This window comes from Vibrio sabulosilitoris (assembly GCF_055391395.1).
This window is the reverse complement of the sequence record NZ_AP029599.1, coordinates 542195-565339: the sequence shown is the minus strand read 5'-3', so window position 1 is coordinate 565339 and position 23145 is coordinate 542195. Positions and strand designations below refer to the sequence as shown.

At 52.2% G+C, this 23145-nt stretch carries 27 protein-coding genes; 3 read left to right on the top strand and 24 right to left on the bottom strand.

Annotated elements, in window-relative coordinates; genetic code table 11:
* Positions 1-8 precede the first annotated feature (8 nt).
* From ACZ5R2_RS02825 to flgB, 18 genes are all read right to left on the bottom strand, one after another.
* Positions 9-1028: a flagellar hook-length control protein FliK gene (locus ACZ5R2_RS02825; RefSeq protein WP_464900944.1), complete on the bottom strand. Its 1020-nt coding sequence runs from the start codon at positions 1026-1028 to the stop codon at positions 9-11.
* Positions 1025-1330 (bottom strand): hypothetical protein, encoded by a 306-nt coding sequence (locus tag ACZ5R2_RS02820; protein WP_464900943.1) that lies wholly within the window; start codon positions 1328-1330, stop codon positions 1025-1027. The genes ACZ5R2_RS02825 and ACZ5R2_RS02820 overlap by 4 nt, the downstream gene beginning before the upstream one ends.
* Positions 1317-1718: a flagellar export chaperone FliS gene (fliS, locus tag ACZ5R2_RS02815; RefSeq protein WP_464900942.1), complete on the bottom strand. Its 402-nt coding sequence runs from the start codon at positions 1716-1718 to the stop codon at positions 1317-1319. The genes ACZ5R2_RS02820 and fliS overlap by 14 nt, the downstream gene beginning before the upstream one ends.
* Positions 1719-1725: 7 nt before the next feature.
* Complete coding sequence (gene fliD, locus ACZ5R2_RS02810) at positions 1726-3066, bottom strand: flagellar filament capping protein FliD (protein WP_464900941.1); 1341 nt, start codon at positions 3064-3066, stop codon at positions 1726-1728.
* 552 nt (positions 3067-3618) lie between these two features.
* A complete protein-coding gene (gene lafA / locus ACZ5R2_RS02805) occupies positions 3619-4488 on the bottom strand; it encodes a lateral flagellin LafA (protein ID WP_464900940.1) in 870 nt (289 codons plus the stop codon).
* A 195-nt stretch (positions 4489-4683) separates the two neighbouring features.
* Positions 4684-5280: a hypothetical protein gene (locus ACZ5R2_RS02800; RefSeq protein WP_464900939.1), complete on the bottom strand. Its 597-nt coding sequence runs from the start codon at positions 5278-5280 to the stop codon at positions 4684-4686.
* A 106-nt stretch (positions 5281-5386) separates the two neighbouring features.
* Complete coding sequence (locus tag ACZ5R2_RS02795) at positions 5387-6442, bottom strand: hypothetical protein (protein WP_464900938.1); 1056 nt, start codon at positions 6440-6442, stop codon at positions 5387-5389.
* 77 nt (positions 6443-6519) lie between these two features.
* On the bottom strand, positions 6520-7425 hold the full coding sequence (flgL, locus tag ACZ5R2_RS02790; RefSeq protein ID WP_464900937.1) for a flagellar hook-associated protein FlgL: 906 nt from the start codon (positions 7423-7425) through the stop codon (positions 6520-6522).
* A 9-nt stretch (positions 7426-7434) separates the two neighbouring features.
* Positions 7435-8808, bottom strand: a complete 1374-nt coding sequence (flgK, locus tag ACZ5R2_RS02785; protein ID WP_464900936.1) for a flagellar hook-associated protein FlgK — start codon at positions 8806-8808, stop codon at positions 7435-7437.
* Positions 8805-9341 carry a rod-binding protein gene (locus ACZ5R2_RS02780; RefSeq protein WP_464900935.1) on the bottom strand — a complete coding sequence of 179 codons (537 nt, stop codon included), beginning with the start codon at positions 9339-9341 and terminating at the stop codon, positions 8805-8807. Before ACZ5R2_RS02780 ends, flgK begins: the two co-directional genes overlap by 4 nt.
* 9 nt (positions 9342-9350) lie before the next feature.
* Positions 9351-10454: a flagellar basal body P-ring protein FlgI gene (locus ACZ5R2_RS02775; RefSeq protein WP_464902291.1), complete on the bottom strand. Its 1104-nt coding sequence runs from the start codon at positions 10452-10454 to the stop codon at positions 9351-9353.
* Positions 10455-10499: 45 nt separating this feature from the next.
* On the bottom strand, positions 10500-11177 hold the full coding sequence (gene flgH, locus ACZ5R2_RS02770) for a flagellar basal body L-ring protein FlgH (protein ID WP_464900934.1): 678 nt from the start codon (positions 11175-11177) through the stop codon (positions 10500-10502).
* Positions 11178-11198: 21 nt separating this feature from the next.
* On the bottom strand, positions 11199-11984 hold the full coding sequence (gene flgG / locus ACZ5R2_RS02765) for a flagellar basal-body rod protein FlgG (protein WP_464900933.1): 786 nt from the start codon (positions 11982-11984) through the stop codon (positions 11199-11201).
* An 11-nt stretch (positions 11985-11995) separates the two neighbouring features.
* Complete coding sequence (locus ACZ5R2_RS02760; RefSeq protein WP_464900932.1) at positions 11996-12727, bottom strand: flagellar basal body rod protein FlgF; 732 nt, start codon at positions 12725-12727, stop codon at positions 11996-11998.
* A gap of 10 nt (positions 12728-12737) precedes the next feature.
* Complete coding sequence (gene flgE / locus ACZ5R2_RS02755) at positions 12738-13928, bottom strand: flagellar hook protein FlgE (RefSeq protein ID WP_464900931.1); 1191 nt, start codon at positions 13926-13928, stop codon at positions 12738-12740.
* A gap of 54 nt (positions 13929-13982) precedes the next feature.
* Complete coding sequence (locus ACZ5R2_RS02750) at positions 13983-14693, bottom strand: flagellar hook capping FlgD N-terminal domain-containing protein (RefSeq protein ID WP_464900930.1); 711 nt, start codon at positions 14691-14693, stop codon at positions 13983-13985.
* A gap of 9 nt (positions 14694-14702) precedes the next feature.
* Entirely contained in the window at positions 14703-15137 is a 435-nt protein-coding gene (gene flgC / locus ACZ5R2_RS02745; protein ID WP_438459747.1) for a flagellar basal body rod protein FlgC, read from the bottom strand.
* A 4-nt stretch (positions 15138-15141) separates the two neighbouring features.
* Positions 15142-15507 (bottom strand): flagellar basal body rod protein FlgB, encoded by a 366-nt coding sequence (flgB, locus tag ACZ5R2_RS02740; protein ID WP_464900929.1) that lies wholly within the window; start codon positions 15505-15507, stop codon positions 15142-15144.
* A gap of 193 nt (positions 15508-15700) precedes the next feature.
* On the opposite strand from flgB, the gene flgA reads away from it, so the two are divergent.
* The 3 genes from flgA (at position 15701) to ACZ5R2_RS02725 (ending at position 17228) form a co-directional block, all read left to right on the top strand.
* Positions 15701-16435, top strand: a complete 735-nt coding sequence (flgA, locus tag ACZ5R2_RS02735) for a flagellar basal body P-ring formation chaperone FlgA (protein WP_464900928.1) — start codon at positions 15701-15703, stop codon at positions 16433-16435.
* 70 nt (positions 16436-16505) lie between these two features.
* Positions 16506-16799 carry a flagellar biosynthesis anti-sigma factor FlgM gene (gene flgM / locus ACZ5R2_RS02730; RefSeq protein ID WP_438459744.1) on the top strand — a complete coding sequence of 98 codons (294 nt, stop codon included), beginning with the start codon at positions 16506-16508 and terminating at the stop codon, positions 16797-16799.
* Complete coding sequence (locus ACZ5R2_RS02725) at positions 16800-17228, top strand: flagellar protein FlgN (RefSeq protein ID WP_464900927.1); 429 nt, start codon at positions 16800-16802, stop codon at positions 17226-17228.
* A gap of 238 nt (positions 17229-17466) precedes the next feature.
* On the opposite strand, the gene ACZ5R2_RS02720 is transcribed toward ACZ5R2_RS02725, so the two are convergent.
* The 6 genes from ACZ5R2_RS02720 to fliE are packed head-to-tail and all read right to left on the bottom strand — an operon-like array spanning position 17467 to position 23134.
* A complete protein-coding gene (locus ACZ5R2_RS02720; protein WP_438459742.1) occupies positions 17467-17892 on the bottom strand; it encodes a flagellar export protein FliJ in 426 nt (141 codons plus the stop codon).
* Positions 17882-19225 carry a flagellar protein export ATPase FliI gene (gene fliI, locus ACZ5R2_RS02715; protein WP_464900926.1) on the bottom strand — a complete coding sequence of 448 codons (1344 nt, stop codon included), beginning with the start codon at positions 19223-19225 and terminating at the stop codon, positions 17882-17884. Before fliI ends, ACZ5R2_RS02720 begins: the two co-directional genes overlap by 11 nt.
* Complete coding sequence (fliH, locus tag ACZ5R2_RS02710; RefSeq protein ID WP_464900925.1) at positions 19222-20064, bottom strand: flagellar assembly protein FliH; 843 nt, start codon at positions 20062-20064, stop codon at positions 19222-19224. The genes fliI and fliH overlap by 4 nt, the downstream gene beginning before the upstream one ends.
* 2 nt (positions 20065-20066) lie before the next feature.
* On the bottom strand, positions 20067-21092 hold the full coding sequence (locus tag ACZ5R2_RS02705) for a FliG C-terminal domain-containing protein (RefSeq protein ID WP_464900924.1): 1026 nt from the start codon (positions 21090-21092) through the stop codon (positions 20067-20069).
* Positions 21082-22791 carry a flagellar basal-body MS-ring/collar protein FliF gene (gene fliF / locus ACZ5R2_RS02700; RefSeq protein WP_464900923.1) on the bottom strand — a complete coding sequence of 570 codons (1710 nt, stop codon included), beginning with the start codon at positions 22789-22791 and terminating at the stop codon, positions 21082-21084. Before fliF ends, ACZ5R2_RS02705 begins: the two co-directional genes overlap by 11 nt.
* Before the next feature lie 10 nt (positions 22792-22801).
* Positions 22802-23134, bottom strand: a complete 333-nt coding sequence (fliE, locus tag ACZ5R2_RS02695; protein WP_464900922.1) for a flagellar hook-basal body complex protein FliE — start codon at positions 23132-23134, stop codon at positions 22802-22804.
* Positions 23135-23145: the final 11 nt, after the last annotated feature.

Genomic DNA, 23145 nt, shown 5'->3' with positions numbered 1-23145 from the left:
TGTCATCCTTAGATAATTCGTGTAATTCGATGGTCCTCAGGACCGGAAGTGAGCAAGTTGGAGTCTTGCCAGTTCGACTCAGCGATCAGATGCTCGCTAACGAATAGAGGCTCACCCTGCTCTTGGGGTTGATCACTGACATCAACATCGACGCTGGCCCCGGCCAGCTGCTTGGTTTCCAAGTCCGTGCGCAGGCGCTCTGCCTGAGAAGAGATCGCCTCTCTTAGCGTTGGATCGCTAGCAAACAGTTGCACATGCACCTTGTGATTTTCGACCTTAACCGACAGTTCCAAGGTACCTAGGTGCGGCGGGTCGAGACGAATGCGCGCCTGAGAGATATCTTGATTCATCTGCATCTGCACTCGGTCTTTCAGTACCGAGAGCATCTGCTGACCCCAAGCCTGCTTGTTTTCATCGACCTTAATTGGCGCCCACTCAGCTTGCGTGCTCTGCACCTCCCCAGTGGCTTGGGCGGTGCTGGTAAAGTTGCCTGTTTGCGCCATCAGCATCGAGAGTGAGGCTTGATTGTTGGTAGGTTGCAATAGCTCTGGGTTGTTGAACTCAGAGCGAACTGGCACCATAGCGTTGGCCATCATCCGCTCGAGTGCTTGCGAGAAGTTCAGCGAATGATGCTCGCCCTGAGCGCCCGACATCGTTTGGTTATGACCAGCTTGGCCCAGCATCACATCGACGCTTTGCAGGCCATCCGCGCGGCGCATCATCTGCACCAGTTGCTGCTGCACCTCACCATCAAACTGACTCGCGATTGAGATAACGCGAAACTGCCCTTCTGGGGTCAACTGCGCCCAAAACGGCTCGTCTTGGTTAAATTGCCAATCCTCTTGCTCAGCCAGGTGTTTGAGCTGATCGTAAAGGTCGAACCAATACTCACCCTCTTGGCTGCTCGGCAGCTCAGTGATGCCGAGCAGCTCAGCAAAACTCAGCTCAGAATGCCCGCCTGAACTCACCTGACTACTGACACCAGATGGCGCAGCCGAACTGGCACCTGCGGCACTGACCGTGCTCATAGCCCACTCCTTTCTACTTGATCGTAGCCCTGTAGGCCTTCGCGCTGGTTATGCAGCCGTGCTAGAGTCTCCCCAATGCGCTGCTTCTCTTCATCACAGCGTTCAATCGCCTGACTGTGCTGGGTGCGCAGCTGAGCAATATCACGTTGTAGCCTTTGGGCCATCTGCGGGTGCTGCTTGAGATGCTCAAGTACCTGACGGATCTTGAGATCCAAACTGCGCAGCTTCTGCCACTCTTTTTTCTCGCAGCAGTGACCGATATGCAGCGCTAACTTGCGCAGGTCAGTGCTAGTTATTTCCATGCGTGGCTCCAAAGTTTTGCCATCCTTCCTGGATGTTGGTCATCACAGTGCGCACCTCTGACAGCTTGGTCGGGTCGTTTTGTGTGCTGGCCTCGAAGAGACGTAGGCTGCAGAAGTCATAGAGACGATTCATTTGTGCTGCCATTTCGCCGCCGCGCTCCATGTCCAGTGAGCTGTTCAAGCCGCCAATGATGTCTAGGCAACGAGCGATTGACTCACCCTTCTCTCTTAGGCGCTTAGCCTTCATGTGTGCTTCTGCACGAGTTAAGGTATCGAGAAACCCGTCAATCAGCATCAAAACCAATTGATAAGGGCTAGCTGCCGCGGCTTGTGCCTCGACATCCACTTGGTGATAGGCATCAAAGCCCGTTTCTTCGCTAAACATCATGGTTTCCTTAATACATAAACATTGAGCCAGTCGACTGCATCTGTGACATCACCTGTGACATTGCGGTGTATTCGCGCAGGTAACGCTCGTAGGTTTTTTCCATGCGGTAATCGAGGCGCTCTTTCTTGTCCTCAACACGGTCAATATTGCCTTGAAGGGTATCTTGGCGAGTTTTTAGCAAGTTGTTGCCACTGTTGGCGCTACCTGTGTACGGATCAATGACACGCTCAAGGTTATTCAGTAGCCCTGTCTCGCCGAAAAAGATTGCATCGATTTTCTCTGGATCTTCCGATAACGCTTTTTCAAAACGCTCACTATCAATCTTCAGTGTGCCATCACGGTTAGCTTCGATGCCGATGCTGTATAACGTGCCTTCGTCATACATGCCGCGCATGGCATTGTTGAGGCTGCTTTTTATACTGCGGGCTGTAGAATCACTGGCTAGTACGCCCGCTTCGGTGACCTTGGTATAATCACTGTCTTCGTCATCGTCGTCACCGTCATCATTCTCTACCTGATATTCGGTCTGAGTATGCTTGAGCAGCACACGCATCAGATCGTTATAGGCATCAACAAACTCTTCAACCGCTTCTTTAGAGGCTTCTTGGTCTGTACCGACCACCATAGTGATTGGGGCATCACCCGACTCATGGGCTTTGGTCACCTCAAAGGAGACACCGTAGATCACATCGTCAAACACGTTATCACTGCTTTTGACAACAAGGCCGCCCTCGCCACCAAGATGTACCACGGCATCGAGTGCCTCACTCAACCGGTTATGCGAGTGCTCAACACCATCGACTTTAACCCCAAAGCCGTTTTCAGCCCCTGTCTCCTCTGCACTGAGCATCAGATTGAGCTCGCCATCCGAGCGCACTACACTGGCATTGATGCCGGCATCCAGCTCGTTGATGTGATCGGCAAGGGCATGGAAGTCATCGAACTGAGCAAAGTTGATGACGATGTCTTCTTCATCCCCTTTCTCATTGGTGACGGTTAATGTCAGCGTGCCCTCACTTGGCAGACTGTCACCACCAAAGCTCACCGTATCTTGTTGCGCCTTGGCCAGTCTCTCGACAAACACATCGTACGACCCCTCGCGGGCATAACGGCCAGCGGTGGCATTGATGTAACCATCTTCGTTGGTGGTCACTGAGTTCTTAACAAAGCTATTATCCGGCTGGTTCACGCCATCAAGCGCGGACTTGAAGCTAGAAAATGCCGAGTCGATCTCTTTCCAAGCATTAAGCTGGGTCTCATACATCTTCTTCTGGTTGCCGTATTGAATATCAAATGGCTGACGCTGAATCATCACCATCTGCATCGCCATCTGTGCTGGATCAATCATTTCGCTGTTCCTATTCTGTTTGCCGTCTCAGGCTGAGTCATATCATCAGGTCTGTGCTGTCGGCCAATACCTTGTTAGAGCAAGATGCGTTCCAACCTATAACCTGAGCAAATATTAATTTTTACGCCCATTTTCCTCACAAATACCCACTTTTTCGCCGATTTTAGCTACGAAGGGGATTTTTTGGCGGAAGGGAAGCTTCCGCTGCGCGGAAAAGCCGTTATCCGCTTTATTCCGCATACAACTCAGTGAATAAATTCACTGGTGGGACGCAGTTTTTTATTGGTCATTAATGACTATCAACGACCATTCACTAAGCGGAATTAATGTTGTTGAAATGGCTTAATTTGATCTCGATTCCATTACTCACAAAGCATAGGAAGCGGGGTTCGAGGACGTTTCACTTCGGGGAGCGAGGAGTAATCCGCGCGCTGTGAGCGCCCTCGCCTCTCGCAACGAAGTGATCTCGCTTCTCGCCTCTGAATTTCAGGCATAAAAAAACCGCAGCCCCGAGAGGTGCGGTTTTCTGCCTGAAATTCAATCGCTAATGGATTAGATTAGGCTCATTACCATGCCAGACATGCCGTTTGATTGAGAAAGCATAGACATAGACATTTGCGTTAACATTTGGTTCTTCATCATGTTTGAAGACTCTACGGCGTAGTCAGTATCCATGATACGGCCTTTCGCCATTTCAGTGTTTTCACGCATGTTGCCAAGGTTGGTTACTGTGTGGTCTAGACGGTTGATAGTCGCACCCAGTTGTGAACGTACTTCACCGATACCTTGAGTGTGGTTAGCCACATCAGCATCACTTCTATCACCATTCAGCAACGCATCAACAGCATCCATCGCTTGACCCGCATCAGTCGCTAGATCTTCTGAAGCTAAAGTAGTGATTTGAGCGCGCACGTCATCCAGAGCTGGCTTAACGTTCACTGTCATTGTTTCACTTGTTGAAGCACCAATTTGGAAGGTGATTGGGCCATCTAGTAGACCACCAGCACCCAATAGGTTGTTGCCTGAGCCGTATTGAGTGTTAGAAACAATACTGTTCAATTCTAACTGCAGCTCATCCCATTCTGCCTGCATTGCTGCGTGCTCAGTATCTGAGTTGGTGCCGTTTGCAGCTTGAGTTGCCAGGTCTTTCATGCGGTGCGCGATGTTAGTCATCTCGTCGAATGCACCTTCTGCTGTTTGCAGCATAGACGTTGCGTCTTGCGCGTTGCGTGAAGCAACCGATAGGCCGTTAGACTGAGACTGAAGACGAGTTGCAATTTGAAGACCCGCTGCGTCATCTGCAGCTGAGTTTACACGGAAGCCCGTTGAGATGCGTTGCATCGCTTGGTCCATTGCACCAGAAGTTTTGTTTAGGTTGTTTTGCGTCAGTAGTGACGTGTAATTAGTGTGGATCGAAAGCATGAGTAAAATCCTCTATTGTTGTACTGTACCGCTTACACAACTTGAAAACGTCACTTGATTCTCGGCGCTTAAATAAAAAATTAGCGATCTTTTTTCGACGACAAGAAAAAAATTAAATTAAGTCCGATATGGGTATTTTTATTTGCTCGGGATCACTATTTGACCACCTAAACAAGGAGTCTTCTCTCCTCACCTTTAGCCCTGCCAAGCAAAAAACACCACGCCAAGAGCGACCAATAAGGTCGCTAAACGCTTAAACCAAACTTGTTGATAGAAAGGAACCGTGGTCAATCCACTTGTCTGAACAGCGCCGATAGGAAGCCAAAGCAGTTGCAGCGGATCAACCATATCGGTGCCATTGGCGACGATACGCCACGTGCCATTAAGTGAGGGGAGCAATTTAAGCAGTGGCTCGTGTGCTAAACTAGCCCCGAGCAAAATAGCCTCACCCGGCGTGATCTGCCAGCGCAATTGGTGCACCTGACCATCTAGCTCAAACTTGGCCATCAATACGCCCCGCTCACCAGAAAACTGCAGCGAGGGGCTGGATTGCGGCGGAGCTTGATAAGCGGATTCGCGTGGGTTGGTGGTGACTGAATGGGGCGCATAAAGCATCCGTACCACCTGCCATTGAGCAAGTGGCATCATTAACCCAGGCAGTTGCTGCTGCCCAGGGCGTGCCGGCACATGACTGGCCTGCTGCGCAGGTTGGGAGAGCTGACGCTCACTCTTGAGTTGCTGTGGCTCGACACGAACCAGTTTTTCGATACCGGGAGGAAGTTGGGATTGCATCTGGGTCTCACTAATGGGCAATAGTTGACTATTGCCCGCAGGGAGGGCTACCCCCTCCACCAGACGCTAGGCGAACAGTCAGTGGATGACAGTTCGCAGCCAAGCCTTATTTAGATAGCAGGGCCACCACAGTATGGCGATGGACGTTGGCTTGGATACGGATATTTTGATACACCTGAGTAAAGCTCAGCTCCGCCGGCAGTATCGCCTCTAGGTCACGCTGAGCAGTATCCAAAGAGAGCTCGGCCAGCTGCGCATTGCGGCTGCTGATATCCGACATCTTATTACTGATCACGCGGCGATAGTCGCGCAGCTCTTGGATGCTCGCTTTGACCTGCTGAAGCAACTGCTTAGTTTCGGCCTGACTCTCTGCCAGTGACGGCTTATCCGCTTTAAGCTTGGTTGGCTCAAAGCGCAGCTGGGTCGTATCGAGCTTGGCGCGATTAGCGCGTCCGGCCGGAAAGCGCTCGCCTTGACCGGTGACTTTCAGGCTCTGCTGCAAGCGCTGCCAGTCGCCTTCATTGGCACTGAACACCAGTTGGCGCTGCTTATCCAGCCCGACACCAATACCGTGCTCGTTGAAGGCTTGGCGAAACTGCTGGGCCATTTTTTCTGGCGTGGCATTGGCTGGCAACTTAACCGGGACGGCACTGGCCCCCCCTTTGCCAAGGTTAAACACCAGCATCTCATCACGCGGCACGACGCGCTGAGTTTCAAGCCCTTTGACCTTAAACGTTGTCTGCCCTTCACCATGATAAATAGGCTTAAGTTGGCGACTCAGAACAGGCTGATCTTGATACTGCGCCGATTGAAACTCACGCTCCATATTCGCGGTCAGCTGCTCAACGTGCGACTGAACTTGATGCGAGGCGTGTGTGCTACGCGAGGCACTGCTCAGACGTTTATTGAGCTCAGTTAGGCTTTTACCCAAATCCATCAGGGTTTGCTCCGCAACCTGCGCCGACGCCAGCTGATGCTGAGCGCGCTGCAGCAGACTTTGCGAGCGCGTATGCTCTGGCGTGAGCGTGCGCGACAGACGAATGGGATCACGCTGGCGACTCTCAGCAACCGCACTGCTCTGCTCTGTGCGCTTGGCTATGACTTGAGGCTGATTGTGATTGCCGGACGCGGCAGCTCTAAGATCGCTGATTTGGGAAACCATAGTGATATAAACCTAACTGTATGCTAAGGGTCGAAACAAGGATGGCGCACGTCGTCACAACTGCGCCACCTTGGCTATTACATCATAGTAAACAAAGACATGTTAGCCGTTTTCAAATAAGTTGCTTGGGTTGCTTGCAGCGCTAACAAATAGTTATTGAACTCAATCATCGCATCCGCGTAGTCTAGGTCCTCAAGCTGACCAATCAACTGGTTATTGAACAGCTCAATCTCACTATGACCGTCTGACACTGTCATCAGCGTGTTCTGACGTACACCGAGATCGGTAACCGCAGCAGTTACCGAGCCAAGTGCCTCATCCAGCACCTTAACGCTGGCGTCGATAATATCGCTGCCACCAGCGGTAAAATCAGGATCACGCAGCTCTTCCACTAGGGCATCAATCTGACTAAACAAATTAGTATCGTCAGAGAAGAACATATCACCAGCGTTGACGTTAACTTTGACCGTCACGCCATCGCCAATTACGACTTCGCGAACACCACTGTCACCGTTGTACACCCAGTTGCCATCAGCGTCTTTATCCAGAGGTTTAGTATTGACCTCGTTCCCGGCAAAAATGTATTTACCGTTCTCATCCTTGGCATTGATCAGAGAGACAAGAGTGTCTTGCAACTGCTCTAACTCACTCGCCATCGCTGCACGCTCATCAACGCTGTTGGAATCATTACCCGCCCACAGCATCAAATCACGGATCTGCAGCATCACATCCACCCCATTCGACAAATGTGTCTCTTGGTTTTTGAGCAATATATCGGCTGAGTCGATGTTGCTCTGATACTGGCTAAGTGACGCCTGCTGGCTCTGCAGACTCATCACGCGGGTAGCTGCCATTGGATCATCCGATGGCAGCAGCAATCGCTTACCAGTGGCCATCTGTTGCATCAGTTTGTTCAGGCCAAGCGAGTTATTATTCAAGCTCGACGACATCATCTGGCTATATTGATGGGTACTTACACGCATGGGAAATCCTTAGTAAAACAGCTGCATTACAGCAGAGAAGGTTTGATTGGCGGTGCTGATCACCTGCAGGTTGGCTTGATAGGCCTGCTGGTATTTCATCAAGTTAACCGCTTCTTCGTCCATATTGACGCCACTGGTGCCCGACTTTTCCACCGTCGCCTGGACATAAATATTGCCTGCAGCCTGGTAGTCAGACTTAGCCTGACGTGATTTCACCGCCACATCACCCACCAATGATGAGTATGCGCCGCTCAAGGTTTGACTACCTAGGTGACCAATCTCAAACTCTTTATCTTGGATTTCAATCAATTTCAGCAAGTTACCGTTATCACCAGGTGTGCCATCGGATGATAGAGCCAAGTCCTCAGGCTTGAAGTCTGGGTCGATAGATAAGGTCGATGCAGGGTTTTCAGGATCAAAGACAAACAAGGGCTTACCTTCGTTGCCTTCGGGATCGAAACCTTCCGCTAGCTGGTTGTTAAATGCAGTGGCAAACTCAAGCGCAATATCATTGATCACATCCATCGCAGGCTTGAGCACGTCATGCTCATAGTCATCCAGTGCGCCCAGCTTGCCACCAATATCTGAGCCAACTGGGAATTCTTGGCCATTAAAGCCCAGAGTTAGCATCTTACTTTGTGGATTATCTGGGTCGGTGATCAGGCCAAACTGAGCCGTTTGATTCCCACTCATTAGAGGCTGTCCATTGGGCAGTGCTAGGTCGATGGTGCCATCGCCTGCATCGGTGATGCGTACATCGACAATCTCAGATAACTCAGTGAGCAATACATCACGCTCATCTTGCAGTGCTGAGGTATTAACGCCGCTGACTTCACCCTTGCGGATCTCCTCATTAAGCTTACCGATGTTAGTCAATAGGCTATTCGCCTGCGCCACTGCCGATTCACGCTGCTGGTTAAGATCCGCATACTGACCATCGAGTGAACCACTCAATTGGTTAAAGCGACTGGCAAGTGCTTCCGCCTCACTGATGATTTGCATGCGATGGGCCGAGCCATAGGGTGAAACACTCGAACCATTCAAGGCAGAGAAAAAGCTGTTAAAGCCCTGATCGATGTCCATCGAATCGGCTGATAATAAGTTCTCCAAGCGCTCAAGCTGCTGCGCGGAAGTCGATGCTGCGCCCAGCATCGAGCTGGCGCGAAACAGTTGGTTAGTCTGATACTGGTCAGTGATGCGACGGATGCTGTTGACGCTCACGCCATTACCCGCCTCGCCCATACTGTTAGGTCCGACGGCACCAAGCTGCACCAACTGGCGGCTGTAGCCTGGGGTATTGATATTGGCTACGTTCTGCGCCGTGACATTCATCCCAATCTGACTGGCGCTGACGCCAGAAAGACCAATGTTCATCAAACTCATAATTCAGTCTCCTTGTCGTTCACCAGCAGTAAAGGCTGCTGAAATGCGCGTGAACTGTGTGAAGGGGCAACCGTCGGTTGCTGTTGAGAATATAAAGCGACCGAATCGTCGGTTTCCTTAAATGGATCGGGCGTCAAATTCGCCACTTGATTGCTATCCTCACGCGAGAGCTGTGCAACGATAGATTCTGCAAGGCCAATGCTGCCTTTGGCCATCTCCATCGACAGTTGACCGTCAAAAAACTCTTGATAGGTTTTCAGCTCGCGACTGTTAAACAACGGGTTATTTTCGTTGTCATTGAGTGCCTCGTTGGCCTGGCGCATCTGTTTGAGCACCATCTGTAGAAACATCGACTCGAACTGCTCGGCCACACCTTCTAAGGCCTGCTGCTCATCGGCTACCTTAAGTTGATTAAGGTTACGACTGTCGAAAGCATTAACACCACCTAGCGCAGTGTTGCTGCTGATGCTAGAAGAGCGCCCAGGCATGGCTTGAATCGTCATTGGGTTAATCGGCATCACGGTAATACTCATCCTTCGCTCCTAGATCACTACCAGCTCGGCATTGAGTGCCCCTGCGGTGTTGAGCGCTTGAAGGATGGCCATCACATCATCCGGTGACGCGCCTAAGCTGTTGACTGCATTGACAATGGTTTCCAGCTCAACGCCCTCTGGCCAGATAAACATTGGATTACGCTCTTGGGCAATATCGATGTCGGTTTCCGGCACCACCACAGTGTTACCACCGGCAAAGGCATTTGGCTGACTGACATTAAACGACTCACCAATGGTGACGGTTAGGTTGCCATGGCTGACCGCAGCTCGGCCGATCTGTACGCCTTGACCAACCACCACGGTGCCAGTACGAGTATTGAAGACCACGCGGGCACGCTGGCGGCCAATATCAACCGTCATCTCTTCCAGCATCGACATAAACACCACGCGTTGCTCTAGGTCTTCCGGTGCTTGCAGTTCAATACGTGCATGGCTCACCGCCATTGCGGTATCCGGACCAAACGTCTCATCAATGGTGCGAGAGATATTGCGCGCGGTGGTAAAGTTCGGCTGCAGCAGGTTTAGCGTCACCAATGGCTTCGAGACGAAATCGGATGGGATCTCGCGCTCGATAATCGCGCCTGACGGGATACGACCACTGGTCGGCACGTTAACCGTAATGCTTGAGCCAGTACGACCTTCTGCCTTGATACCGCCAACCACAAGATTGCCTTGTGCCACGGCATAAACCTGGCCATCAATAGCACGCAGCGGGGTCATCAGCAGTGAGCCGCCGCGCAAGCTCTTGGCATCACCAATTGAGGAAACGGTGACATCGATGGTTTGACCTTTGCCGCCCATCGGTGGAATAGAGGCGTGTACACTGACCGCCGCGACGTTACGCAGCTTCGGGTCAATATTGTCATCCAATTGCAGGCCAAACTGGCGCAACATGTTAGTCACTGACTGGCTAGTGAACTTGACTTGGTTACGATCACCCGTGCCATCTAGGCCCACTACCAGACCGTAACCCACCAACTGGTTATCACGCAGGCCTTGAATATCCACAAGGTCAATCAGGTGACGCTCGCTAGCAGAAAAAGAAGGATTGCCTGCCGCCTCGGTCGGCAACGCGATCGCAATCGAGACCATCAGTAGACCTACCAGCACAAAAAATTTGTCCGTCATAGTGACCTCTTAGAATGGGAACAGTGGATTAACAAACAGCTTGGTCAGCCAACCTGCTTCGTTGGCATCCGCCAACACACCGCTTTGTGAGTAGGTGATCCGCGCATCACCAACACGCTGAGAGGAGATCTCATTGCCGTTGTTGATGTCATCAACCCGCACTAGACCATTGAGGCGAATAAACTCATCACCCTGGTTTAGGCGCAGCCACTTCTCCCCCTTGATGCGCAGCACGCCATTGGGCAATACCTCATGCACCATCACAGTGATTGAACCACTCAGTGAGTTTCGCTGAGAGCTGGCCGAGCCACCTTTAAAATCACGATCGCCACCGAGGTTACCAGAGACACCACCAGAGCTGCTGCCGTTATCATAGCCACCGGACATACCAACCGACGAGCTCTTACCAAAGTTGGTATTGGCCTGCTTACTTGAGCGAGTGTCCTCATCAAGCGACACGGTTAGGATATCGCCCACGCGATAGGCGCGGCGATCTTGGAACAGGGTCCAAATGTAATCATCGCGATACACCGACCCAGCCTCTGCATCTGGCAGTGAATAGTCCAGAGCTGGCGGCGCGTAGACATCGTCGTCGGGTGACGGGCGATCATCAATTAGTGGTGGAGTGCTTGAGGCGCAACCCATTAGGGTTACGACACTACAAAGCAAGGCTAGCCATCTCAGCATACGTACTGCCCTTCCTACTGTTTATAGAACTTGGTTAACGTACTGCAGCATCTCATCCGAAGACGACAATGCTTTCGCGTTCATCTCGTAGCCGCGCTGAGTAGTGATCATATCCACCATCTCTTCAACCACCTGAACATTCGATCCCTCAAGGACGCCCTGCTTCAGCTGACCAAATGCGCCCTCACCGGCAATACCATCAATTGCATCACCGCTCGATGCTGTTTGGCGGTACATATTGCCACCAAGAGCCTCAAGACCGGCTGGGTTGATAAAGTTCGCCAGGGTGATCTGACCGATATCCTGCGGGAAATCATTGTTAGCCACTTTCGCTGATACCGTGCCATCGCTACCGATGGTGATAGTTTCTGCATCGTCAGGGACCTGGATACCTTGTGCTAGAGGCAGGCCTTGTGCGTTGACCAACATGCCCTCTGAGTTGAGGTGGAACTGACCGTTACGGGTGTAAGCCAGATCGCCATCAGCCGTTTCTAGCTCAAAGAAACCCTGACCATCAATCGCCACATCTAGACTTTGGTTAGTGGTTTGGTACATGCCCTCGGTGAAGACTTTCTGCGTCCCCACCACACGCACACCTGAGCCAAGCTGAATACCGCTTGGTAGTTCGTTTACTTCATCAACCATCGCGCCTGGCTGACGCTGAATTTGGTAGAACAAGTCTTCAAATGCGACGCGGTCGCGTTTATAACCAACGGTGTTCACGTTAGCTAGGTTGTTCGAAATCGTCGCCATCTTGGCGTCTTGTGCCGCGAGGCCGGTTTTACTGATCCATAGTGCTGCGTTCATGATTAATTCCTCTACCCGCGGATAATTCTGTTGCCTGCTTCCGCTGCTTTTTCAGCGGTTTGCATCATTTTTAATTGCATTTCAAAGTTACGACTCAGCTGCATTGAGGTCACCATCTCCTCAACGGCGACGACGTTGCTCTGCTCAAGAAAACCAGAGACCATCGTCACTTCACCTTCTGCGGCATTGGCAAACGGCTCTTCGCTGCCAAACAGACCGGTCTCAAGCTTTTGCAGATCGCGTGTATCTGGGTTAACCAGTTTGACCTGACCAACCTCAATCGCGATGGCTTCCCCTTCAGGGACAATGTTGATCGCACCGTTAGTGCCAAACTCGATTGAGCTGTACAGAGGCACATTCAGCACCTCTCCACCTTCTCCAAGCAGGGGCAGATTGTTGACCGACAGATCGCCTTCGGCGTTACGCTCAACGTTACCTGCACGGGTGTAGACCTCATCGCCCGCTGGCGTTTGCACCGCAAAAAAACCATTGCCGCGAATTGCCAAATCAAGGTCACGCGCAGTTTGCTGCAGCTCAGCGGCGTCAAAGCGCGTGCCGCTGGTTTGTGGCTGCACTAGCGCTCGTGTGTCGTACGCTGCGCCTTTTACCGCGTAAGAGTGCGCGCGCTCCATATCTGCACGAAAGCCGTGGGTATTTATATTGGCCAGGTTATTGCTGGCCACTTGCTGCGCGGTGAAGGTGCGCGCAGCGCCGCTTGCTGCGGTGTAAATCATCTTATCCATGACGAATCACTTATAGGTTGAACAGCACTTGAGTAAGCTGCTGCTGAGTAGACAACGACTGAGCATTGGCTTGATAGTTACGCTGCGCCGTCATTAGGCCAACCAGCTCACCAGTCAGATCAACGTTCGACTCTTCTAAATAACCTGCATTTAGGGAGCCTAGTGTGCCGGTACCCGGCGCTCCAACCAATGGCTGGCCAGAAGCTTGGGTTGCGCTCCAGCCCGTGTTACTGACCTGCACCAGACCACCACTGTTCGGGAAGTCCGCCAATACAACTTGGCCTTGAAGCATTTGCTCACCGTTGCTGTAATTGGCAAATAGGTAGCCATCTTCATTAATCATGATGCCCGTGAGCTCACCCGAAGTATGACCATCTGAGCGATTGGCTGAGACAGCAAAATCACTACCATACTGAGTCGTGCCACTCATCGCGATATCAAACTGCATCGCTGATGCACCGTTAGCTGGGTCGTAGTTGATGGTCACGCCGCCTGCAGGCGCGGTTAGGTTACCCTCGCTGTCAAACTCCATGGTGGTCGTCTGACCAAGTGCTTCACCATTCATGGTGTAATGCACCTCCCACTCGTTTTCATCGGTCTTAACAAAGTATTGAGTCATGGTGTGCTCGTTACCCTGCGAGTCGTAAACTGTCGTGGTGTAAGATGAGTTGTAGCTATCGCTATCTTCGGGGTCGAATGGGAACTCCTCGCTATCGACCACTGACGCGCCAGCATCTAGGTTGGCAGTAAAGTCAACGTTACCCGTTGCTTCTGCTGGTATTGAGCCAGTCTTAACTTGTAGGTCAGTCACTGAGCCCGTTATGATGTTGCCGTTGCTATCGACGTTGTAGCCTTGCAGGCGGTTACCGGCGTTATCGACGATAACGTTGTCTTTGTCTTGATGGAACATACCCGCACGTGTATAGGTCGTGCTACCATCAGGGCCTTCCATCACAAAGAAGCCACTGCCACCAATCGCAAGGTCAGTAGTACGACCTGTCATCACCATATTGGCACCATTAAAACTTTGCGACACCGCTGACATCTCAACACCGCCGCCCATGCCGCCGTTCATTACCGCAGCAAACTCAGCACGTGAGGACTTAAAACCTACGGTTGAGACGTTGGCAATGTTGTTACTGATGGTGTTAAGTTCTTGTGAAGTGGAGTTCAAGCCACTCATTGCAATATTAAAGCTCATTTGAATTGGTCCTAAATTGGGTTAATTAGCATTACAACTAGCTGCTGGGTTGAACTACCGGCGAGCAAAACGATTCATCAATGGCGAGACACTTGGCGTGTCATCACTTGGGTCCATGTCACCGTACTGGGTCACTTGGAAGAACGGCACGTAGCCAAGGCCAGAGATCAAGAACTCTGGTGAGCCTCCACCTGGTGGAATACGCATCTTATCGATCACACCCTCAATCATGATGGCTGGGGTGTAGTCGTCATCATTGGTCACCGCCGAGATCTCATAATGGCCATCGGCCAAACCCATGGCTCTCGGGTCTAGGACAAACGCCACCTCACCCTCTTTGTGACCGCCAAGCTCAATCGTCTCGACCACTTGACCCGCCTCATCGCGGATCTCGATTTTCAGGTCGTCGACGGCGCTGGTAAGATCAATCACGCCATTGTGTTTCGAGCCATCAAATTCAATCTCGTCCGTCTCAACACGCACTTCCTGGCCGACCATGCCTGCGGTGGTCAGTACCTGGATGTTATCCAGCAGCACCATCTGATTGGTCACGGTTGAGTTCATGTACTGCATGGTCTCGACCTGGGTCATCTGTGCCAACTGGGTCATAAACTGAGTGGTATCCAGTGGGTCAAGCGGGGTTTGGTTTTGAATCTGGGCGATCATTAGAGTCAGGAAGGTATTGTCCTGACCGCCATTATTTGCGATCTGACCATCGTTGCTGCCCGAGTTGGTGTTTGGGCTGTCTGACATTGCTGCAAGCATAGCGATTCCTTACTGGCCGAGTTTCAGCAGCCCTTGCTGCATACTGCGCGTGCGACTGAGGACGTCGACACTGGTTTCAAAACTGCGTGAGGCTGACATCATGTCCGCCATTTCATGCACCACGTCCACATGTGGGTAGTAGACATAGCCATCAGCATCAGCAATTGGGTTGCCTGGCTCGTAGCGCTTGTCGGCGTCCGCATCGGTGCTGACCACATCCAAGACTTGAACACGTGCGCCCTTAAAGGCGTCGTCTTGGCTCATCAGTGAGGTTTGATGCTGCTGATACACAGTAGCAAATACCGGCTTTTTCGCACGGTAGGTCTCAGCTGCGCTGCTTGAGGCAGTATTAGCGTTAGCAAGATTACTGGCGATGGTGTTGAGACGTGTGGTCTGCGCCGTCATCGCTGAGCCTGCAATCTGATAAATATCTCCGAATGACATACGATTACTGTCCTGTTATGGCTGTCGACAGCCCTTTAAATTTCATGTTGAGAAAGGTCAAGCTGGTTTCAAAGTCCATCGCATTCTGGGCAAACGCCGCTTGCTCTACACCGAGCTCGACGGTGTTGCCGTCAATCGCATTGTTGTATGGGTTGCGATACTGCAGTGGTGTCGCAGCTGCATCGATGCGCTGTCCAGAACGACTGCGATGCTCGACCTCACTCAGCGCCGATTGAAAATCAAAATCCCGCGCCTTGTATCCCGGGGTATCGACATTGGCCAAATTACCCGCGATGACTGTTGAGCGCTCTGCGCGCAGATTTAAAGCATGCGGATGAATGCCAAGTGCACTATCAAAACTGATTGTCATTGAGTATCCTTGCCAACAATTACTGAGTTAGGCACTAGACATAACAAGATACGTGCCATGTTTTAAGTTACTGTTTTTGCTGAATAAAAACACACACAACTCAATAAAGGGAAGCAATACTTCCGCCCAGTAGGAAGTACAATCGGAAGAGGAAACAGGCACCTAATCAGGTGCTTGGACAGGAACTAGCAATATGAATTTCAAACTCGCTTTTATCGCTATTGGCCTAACGCTCTGCCAGTGCTTGCCCGCGGCACTGGCTCAAACCAAGGTCGACAGCACCGATAACGTTGTGATTGCACAAGCGATTAACAGCGATATCCAACAGGCAATGACTCAGGCCGACCAAACCTATGGCTGGCGCTTAAGCGAGCCAAAAATTGACATAAGCCTGCCTCCGGGGAGTCATCGCCTCACCTGTGATGATCCCCTAGTGCTTGAGCGTCGCGATAAGCGCCTCCACCCGGCAGGTCGGCTGCGCTATCGAGTCACCTGCCCCGAGCAAGGCAGTTGGTCAATTCAAGCGCAGGCGCAGGCCGATGCCTTAGTCAATGTCACTTATGCCCAGCGTACTATCGCCAAAGATGCCTTGGTTCAACTCGATGATCTTGAGCTACGTCGCGAGCCGCTCGCGAGCCACAATCGCGATTTTGTCGCGAGTCCTGAGCAGATGGTGGGACTGCGCGCGCAGCGTCAGATCCGCCAAGGTCAGGTGATCACACGAGCTCGGATCAGTGCGCCGTTCGTGATTGCCCGAGGTGAGCAGGTGGTGATTCATGCCGGCAGCGATCGCTTCTCCGCCAGTATGACAGGCACAGCGCTCGAGAATGGCTACCTAGACCAGCAAATTCGGGTACGAAACAGCAGTTCAGGGCGTGTGATCCAGGCCGTGGTGATGGAAAGCGGAAAAGTTCGCACTCTTTTTTAGCTTTTACTAAAGAAAACCACCGCCTCGGTCGTTTGTTTTCAGTGAGCCTATTCAACCAGAGACAGAGCAGATGATTAATATTAGTTCCAATAGTAACCCAGCGCTGATCACGACCCGCAGCGCTAGCCAGGATGCACCACAAGCAAAAGAGGCCGATAGCGTGGCATCGAGTCAAGTAACTAAGCTGGCGACGGTCAGCAAACAAGCGCGAGAGCTTGAATCTCTGCAGCAAGAATTGCGTAGCTTACCTGAGGTGGATCTTGAGCGCGTGAATCAAGTGCGTGCTGAGCTACAGCAAGGGCAATTCTCCGTCGACTTGGATGAGTTGGCCGCAGCGATCTTCACTACCCACCAAGGTGAGTAAATGAGTAAGACGGCCATCATTAAAGCCTTTATCCAGGGCGTGCAAGCCGATGTAAAAGACTACCAAACTCTGCTCAAGGTGATGCGCAGTCAGCATGAATGGATGACAAAGCGTGAGTCGCAGCGCCTAGAAGCCGCCGCAGGCAAGCAGCAGCAGTTCCTCGCCAAGCTCACTGGCCGCGCCGAGGAGCGCAGCAAGATGTTAGAGCAAATCGGTGTCTCTGCCGATGCTACGGGTGTGAAGCGACTTATCGCCGCGCTGCCGAGCCATGTTGCCGAGCCACTGCAAGCCAGCTGGAACAAGCTGCACCGCCTGGTCAATGAGTGCCAAGTACAAAACGAGCGCAACGGCAAACTGCTCACTATGCAACAAAGCATCCTCACGGAACTGACGCAACCTGCTTCGGTCCAGACTTACGCGCCTGAATAGGTTTAGGCAGAGGCGAGGCCGTTTCACTGCGAGAGGCGAGAATCGAGGTGTCCATCGCTCGTGGACACTCCTCGTCTCCCATCCGGCAGAGCCAGATTCGTCCCTCAAACCTTTATCGAATAGCAAGATAACTTCATTGCGAGAAACGAGAAAACTCTCCAACTTTGGTCACGACTGTTAAGTACTACTTCACCTCGAGCGAAGCGTACTCGCAGTGAAACGATCTCGCCTCTCGACTCTATCTTTTCTGATGGAAATAACGCTGCGCCCCAATCTCGTCATTCAACTTCTGTTCAGCCTTCGACACTCTTAGTTGAGCGGCTTTTTTGCGTTTATCGAGCACGGTATCTAGGCTTTTGACCTTGACGTTTTGCTGCATGAGAGTGTGCTGTAGGCGGCGCTGTTCGGCCTCGGCTAGGGCTAGGTGTTGCTGTTGGAGTTTCTCTAGGTGTTGCAGATTACCACGCAGTTGGTGACGGTTGTGCCAGGCGAAGGCGCTCTCACCGCCACTGACTTGGCATTCGTCATAGATGGTTTGCAGCTGCTGGGCATTGTGGGCGTAGCGCTCGCTTTGGCTGCGCTGCTGCTGCAGTTGTTGGCCTAACTTTTCTAAACGGTCTTGGTGGATATCACGAAAGCGCTCCAGTCCTGGTCTAGCTGCCATGGCTTATCTCTCCAATCAGTTGGGTAAGTTGTTGTAGTGATGGGTCAAACGGCGAGGATTCATCCTGACCTTGTTGAAGGAAGTTCATCAGAGATGGGTAGACGCGTACCGCGGTATCCATCACCTCATCATTACCTGGCTGATAACCACCGAGTGGGATCAGCTCTTTGACTTCCTGATAGCGGCTATATAGGTGCTTAAACTGCATCACGTCCGCCACCTGCGTTTTATCCACCACCTGAGGCATGGTGCGAGAAATCGATTGAGCAATATCGATCGCTGGGTAGTGGCCTGACTCCGCTAGTTGGCGACTGAGCACGATATGGCCATCAAGAATGGCCCGCGCACTGTCGGCAATCGGGTCTTGTTGATCATCGCCCTCAGTCAGGACGGTGTAGATGGCACTCATACTGCCTTGTGGATGATGGCTATTACCGGCGCGTTCGACCAGCTGAGGTAGCATACTGAACACGGAAGGTGGGTAGCCCTTGGTTGCCGGTGGCTCGCCAAGCGCCAAGCCGATCTCACGCTGCGCCATTGCAAAGCGCGTGAGTGAGTCCATCAAAAGCAGCACATCCTTGCCCTGGTCGCGATAGTGCTCAGCAACGCGATGACAAAGCTTAGAGGCACGCAGGCGCATTAGGGGAGATTCATCCGCGGGTGAGGCAATCACTATCGCCTTTTTCAGCCCTTCAGGTCCAAGAGCATGATCGATAAACTCTTTGACCTCACGGCCACGCTCACCAATCAGTCCAACCACCACTACGTCGGCCTGAGTTTGGCGGGTGATCATGCCCAAAAGGACACTCTTACCCACACCACTGCCGGCAAATAGCCCCAAGCGCTGCCCTTTACCCATGGTCAGCATGGTGTTGATGGCGCGCACGCCAACATCCAGGGGCTCAGTGATGGGTTTACGTTGCATCGGGTTAACGCTCTGTCCCTGCAGGCTAATCCGCTCACCATGACCAAGCTCACCCAAGCCATCGATAGGCTCACCAAGGCCATTCACCACGCGACCAAACCAGTTATTACTGATCGATAGCGAGCATTCGCCTTCAACCGGCCAGACACGTGCGCCGGAGAACAATCCGCTTGCCGCTCGGATTGGCATCAAGTAGGCGACATCGTGACTAAAGCCGACAGTTTGCGCCTCAATCCGCTCACCACTGCCAGTTTCAACCCAACAGCGCTGACCGGTAAGCAAACGACAGCCGACAGCTTCCAACATCAGCCCGGTCACCTTAACCAAACGACCAGTGACCTTGGCCACTGGTATGGTATGGATCGAGTCCATCGCCTCTTGCAGTCGCTGGTCTATCGCATTGCTCATAGGCTTGGCTCTAAAGCAGGCTCTTCAAGCAAGTGCTTTTGCACCGCCTGCATACAGGTCTCTAGTCGCTGCTCACAGCCAGCATCCGCCTCGGCGGTCTTGGTGATGATTCGGCAATCGCCTTGACGCAAATCTGGGTCACAGACGATATTCCACTGCTTGATCTTCTCACCTGCGACCTGTTGGATCTGGGCAAACTCCTCTTGAGCCATCATCACTTTGATGCCCTCGGGCTCGCTTGGCAGCGTCTCTAAGGTCTCTTCCACTAGTGCCAAGATCTGCTGTGGCTGAAGAGCCAGCTCACAGCGGATCACTTGCTGCGCGACCTTTTGTACCAGCTCGCACACCTGCTCACGCTGACGGCGCTCTTGCTCAACAAATAGCTGCTCAAGCTTTTGCGTCATTGATTCAAAGGGGCTCGCCGCTTTAAGAAAGGCTTTCTTACCCTCTGCCATGCCCTGCTCAACTCCTTGCTGCTGACCGGCAGTCAGTCCTTGCTCAAACCCTTGCGCTTGGCCTTTTTCAATGCCCTCTTTCACCCCTTCGTCATAACCTTTGGTCATACCAAGTTGAAAGCCTTGGCTGTATTGCTGCTGAATATCCTCCGCCGCGGGCTCATTGATACTTGGCTCGGGTGAGGACTCGAGCATTGGCTCATCGGTAAAGGAGGCCACTGAGTTAAACTCATCAAAACCAAACTCTCCTAGACCAAACTCATCTTCCACCGGTACCTGTGGCGTCGTGGTTTGGGCGAGTTGTGATGGGTCAACAATCGGTGGAAAACGAAAGCTGCGATACTGATGCGGCGCAAGGCGCATAATAGTGTTGCGTCTAAACATAGCTACTCCACTGTCTTGTCTTGGTACAACAACAGATCAATCTCGCCCGCTTCGTTAAGCTCACGGACGTACTCCATGATCTCATCACGCGCACGCTTGACCTGATTGAGGGAAACCTTACCCATCGAGGCCATCTCAGTCTCAAATGACTGACGCATTCGCTTAGGCAAGATGGATAGAATCGACTTACGTGTCTGGCTATCTGCCCCCTTAAGCGCAAGAGCCAAGGTTTCAACAGGGATCGATTCAACGATACGCGTGCGCACCGCCTCAGTCTGACGAGTGAGAATACTGAACTCGTACATCTTACTCTTCAAGCGCTCTGCCAGCTCTTGGTCTTGCTCTTGCAGCGCGCTCATTAGGGTTGCTGGGTCACCTTGATAGCGGTTGATGATATCCGCTGCCTGCTGCTCACCCTCAACAATCGAGTTGGCGTTGTCAGCCAAGTATTCGATGCAGCGCTCAACCAGCTCTTGCAGCTCATCGGCCACATCGCGCGTGACCTCACTGAGGTTGGCGATACGATACAAGAGATTATGCTGCGTCTGCTCGTCATACTCTTCCATCACTTCAGAGGCGATATTGGGTGGCAAGAACGCGATAAACAGCGCACGCATCTGAATATGCTCATGACTAAGGAACTGCGCCAATTGGCTTGGTTGTACCCACTGCAGGCGCTGCATCACTGTGCGCACTTCATCACCATAGATACTATCGAGTAGGTTGCGCGCTAGGCGACCGCCAAGTGCCTTGTCTAGCGTGCGCTGTAAGAAGGTACGTGACGCGCCGCTGATACCAGACTGGGCGCGAAATTCATCAAAAAAGCCTTGCAGAACGAACTGCGCTTCGATGCTGCGGATCGCTGGTTGGAGAGCCATCGCATGGCTCACCTTCAGCAGTTCATCACGGGACATATGTGCCATTACCTTGGCAGCAGCGTCCTCACCCATAGACAGCAATAAAATTGCCGCTTGTTCAATCGGATCAAGAAACACATCATCCGGCAAAGACAGATTACTAAGACTCATTGGAACTCACCCACTTCTTCACAACATCCGCAACGCGCTCTGATTCCGCGTTAGTTAGTTTTTGTAAATGCTCAACCTGAACTTCAAGGTTGGACCCGATTGGTGGCAGGTCGTAGATATCCGTGCCATCACTTGATGAACCGTCATCGCCAAGGCCACCACCCGCTTGAATTGAATCAATCAATGCATCGGCGAGATCTTGGCCGCCGTCAATTGGTGATGAACTGATATTGCTGCTCTCTGAAGCCGGGACTGGAGCGGCGCGGCGAACAATTACCTCTCGCTCAACCGGGACAGAGGATTGCGTCAATGCCTTAATCAGTGGGCGCAATACAAAGAAATAGAAGCTCAACACCAGCAGGGCGTATAGGCCATATTGGATCAAGGTTAGGTTTTGTTGTTGGTGCCACCAAGGCACGGAGACTGTTACCACCTCTGGGCTCCTTGCAAAATTAAACGCGTGGAGGCTAAATTGATCGCCACGCTCATCGATATAGCCAACAGAGTCTTTCACCATCTGAGCGATCTGCTCAAGTTCAGCCTGCTGCCAGCCTTGTTCATTGACGGCATCGTTGATCAGCACCGAGACCGATAGATGCTCTACCCCACCTTGCGCGATGCGGGTATGACGCACCTTGCGGCCAAAGTCGTATTGGCGCGAACTTTCTGCACGCTCGTTGCGCGATTCATTAGCCTGCCCATCTGCATCCGCCATTGGAGCTTGATTACTCAGCGCGCCCGGGATACCCAGCGCTAGCTGGCCTTGAGAGTTGTCTTGTTTACTAAACTCAGAGCGCAGAACTGGGTCACCCTCGATCGACTCTTCGGTTTCTTCAACTTGATCAAAATTGAGTGTCGCCGAAACCTGAACACGGAAGTTACCCTCGCCAAGTAGCGGCGCCAGCATATCGGTGGCACGGTGGACGATGTCGCGCTCTGTGCGCTGCTGCAACTCATGGTATTGCACGCTCAGGCGTGAGTTAGAGCCATTGCCAATGTCAGCGCTGAGTAAGTTGCCGTGCTGGTCGACCACAGACACACCCTCGATAGGCATGCCGGTGATGCTGCCGCTAACCAGGTTAACGATCGCTTCGACTTGCTGTTGCTCAAGTGAGCGTCCAGGAAGCAGTTCAACCATCACCGCCGCCGATGGCTTCTCGTCGTTGATACCGACAAACAAGGTGCGGTTCGGGATGGCGAGGTGAACACGCGCATTATTGACCGCGCTGATTGCCAGCATGGTGCGCGCCAGCTCACCCTCAAGCCCTTGGCGGTAGCGGGCGTTTTCGATAAATTGGCTGGTGCCAAGCCCGGTCGCCTTGTCCAAGATCTCAAGGCCAGCTGGCAGTTGAGCCTTAACCCCATGCGCCGCCAGAGTGATTCGCGCATCAGCGAGCTTATTCTCAGGAACTAAAATTTGCCCAGTCTGACTGTCGATCTGGTGCGCGATCTTGGCTTGGGTCAATACCTCTAAGATCTCTGCGCTATCGTATCGCTCTGACTCGCCATACAAGGCCCGGTATGGGCTTGACTGAGTCCAGAGCACGACCACAAGAAAGAGGGTAATCAAGGCCGCGATCGCGGTAATGATCGCCGCCTTATTCTTCTCTTTAATCGCAGTCATTGCCTTTTCCTGCCACTGCTTCCAGCGCGCAGACTCGCTGCTGCTAGACTGGCTCTCTATTGCTGTTGTGCTCATTTAACCCTCACTAAAGTGGCATTCTCAGTACGTCATCGTAGGCAGACAGTACTTTGTTTCTTACTTGGGTAAGGGCTTGAAACGATAAGCTCGCCTTCTGGCTTGCTACCATTGCCCCCACCAAATCATCCGAACGACCAGCGTCCACATCGGCCGTCATTTGACTGGCATGTTGCTGATGGTGATCGACTCGACGCACGGCTTGTTGAATCGCGGTCTGAAAATTATCTTGCTGTGCGGTATGCGCATTGGCTTGGATCTCGACCCCGCGTTGCGCTCGTTCACGCATCGCGTCCATGGTATTGATCATGCTGTTGTGCATTGTGGAGTGTTGCATTGACATCAAATTACTCT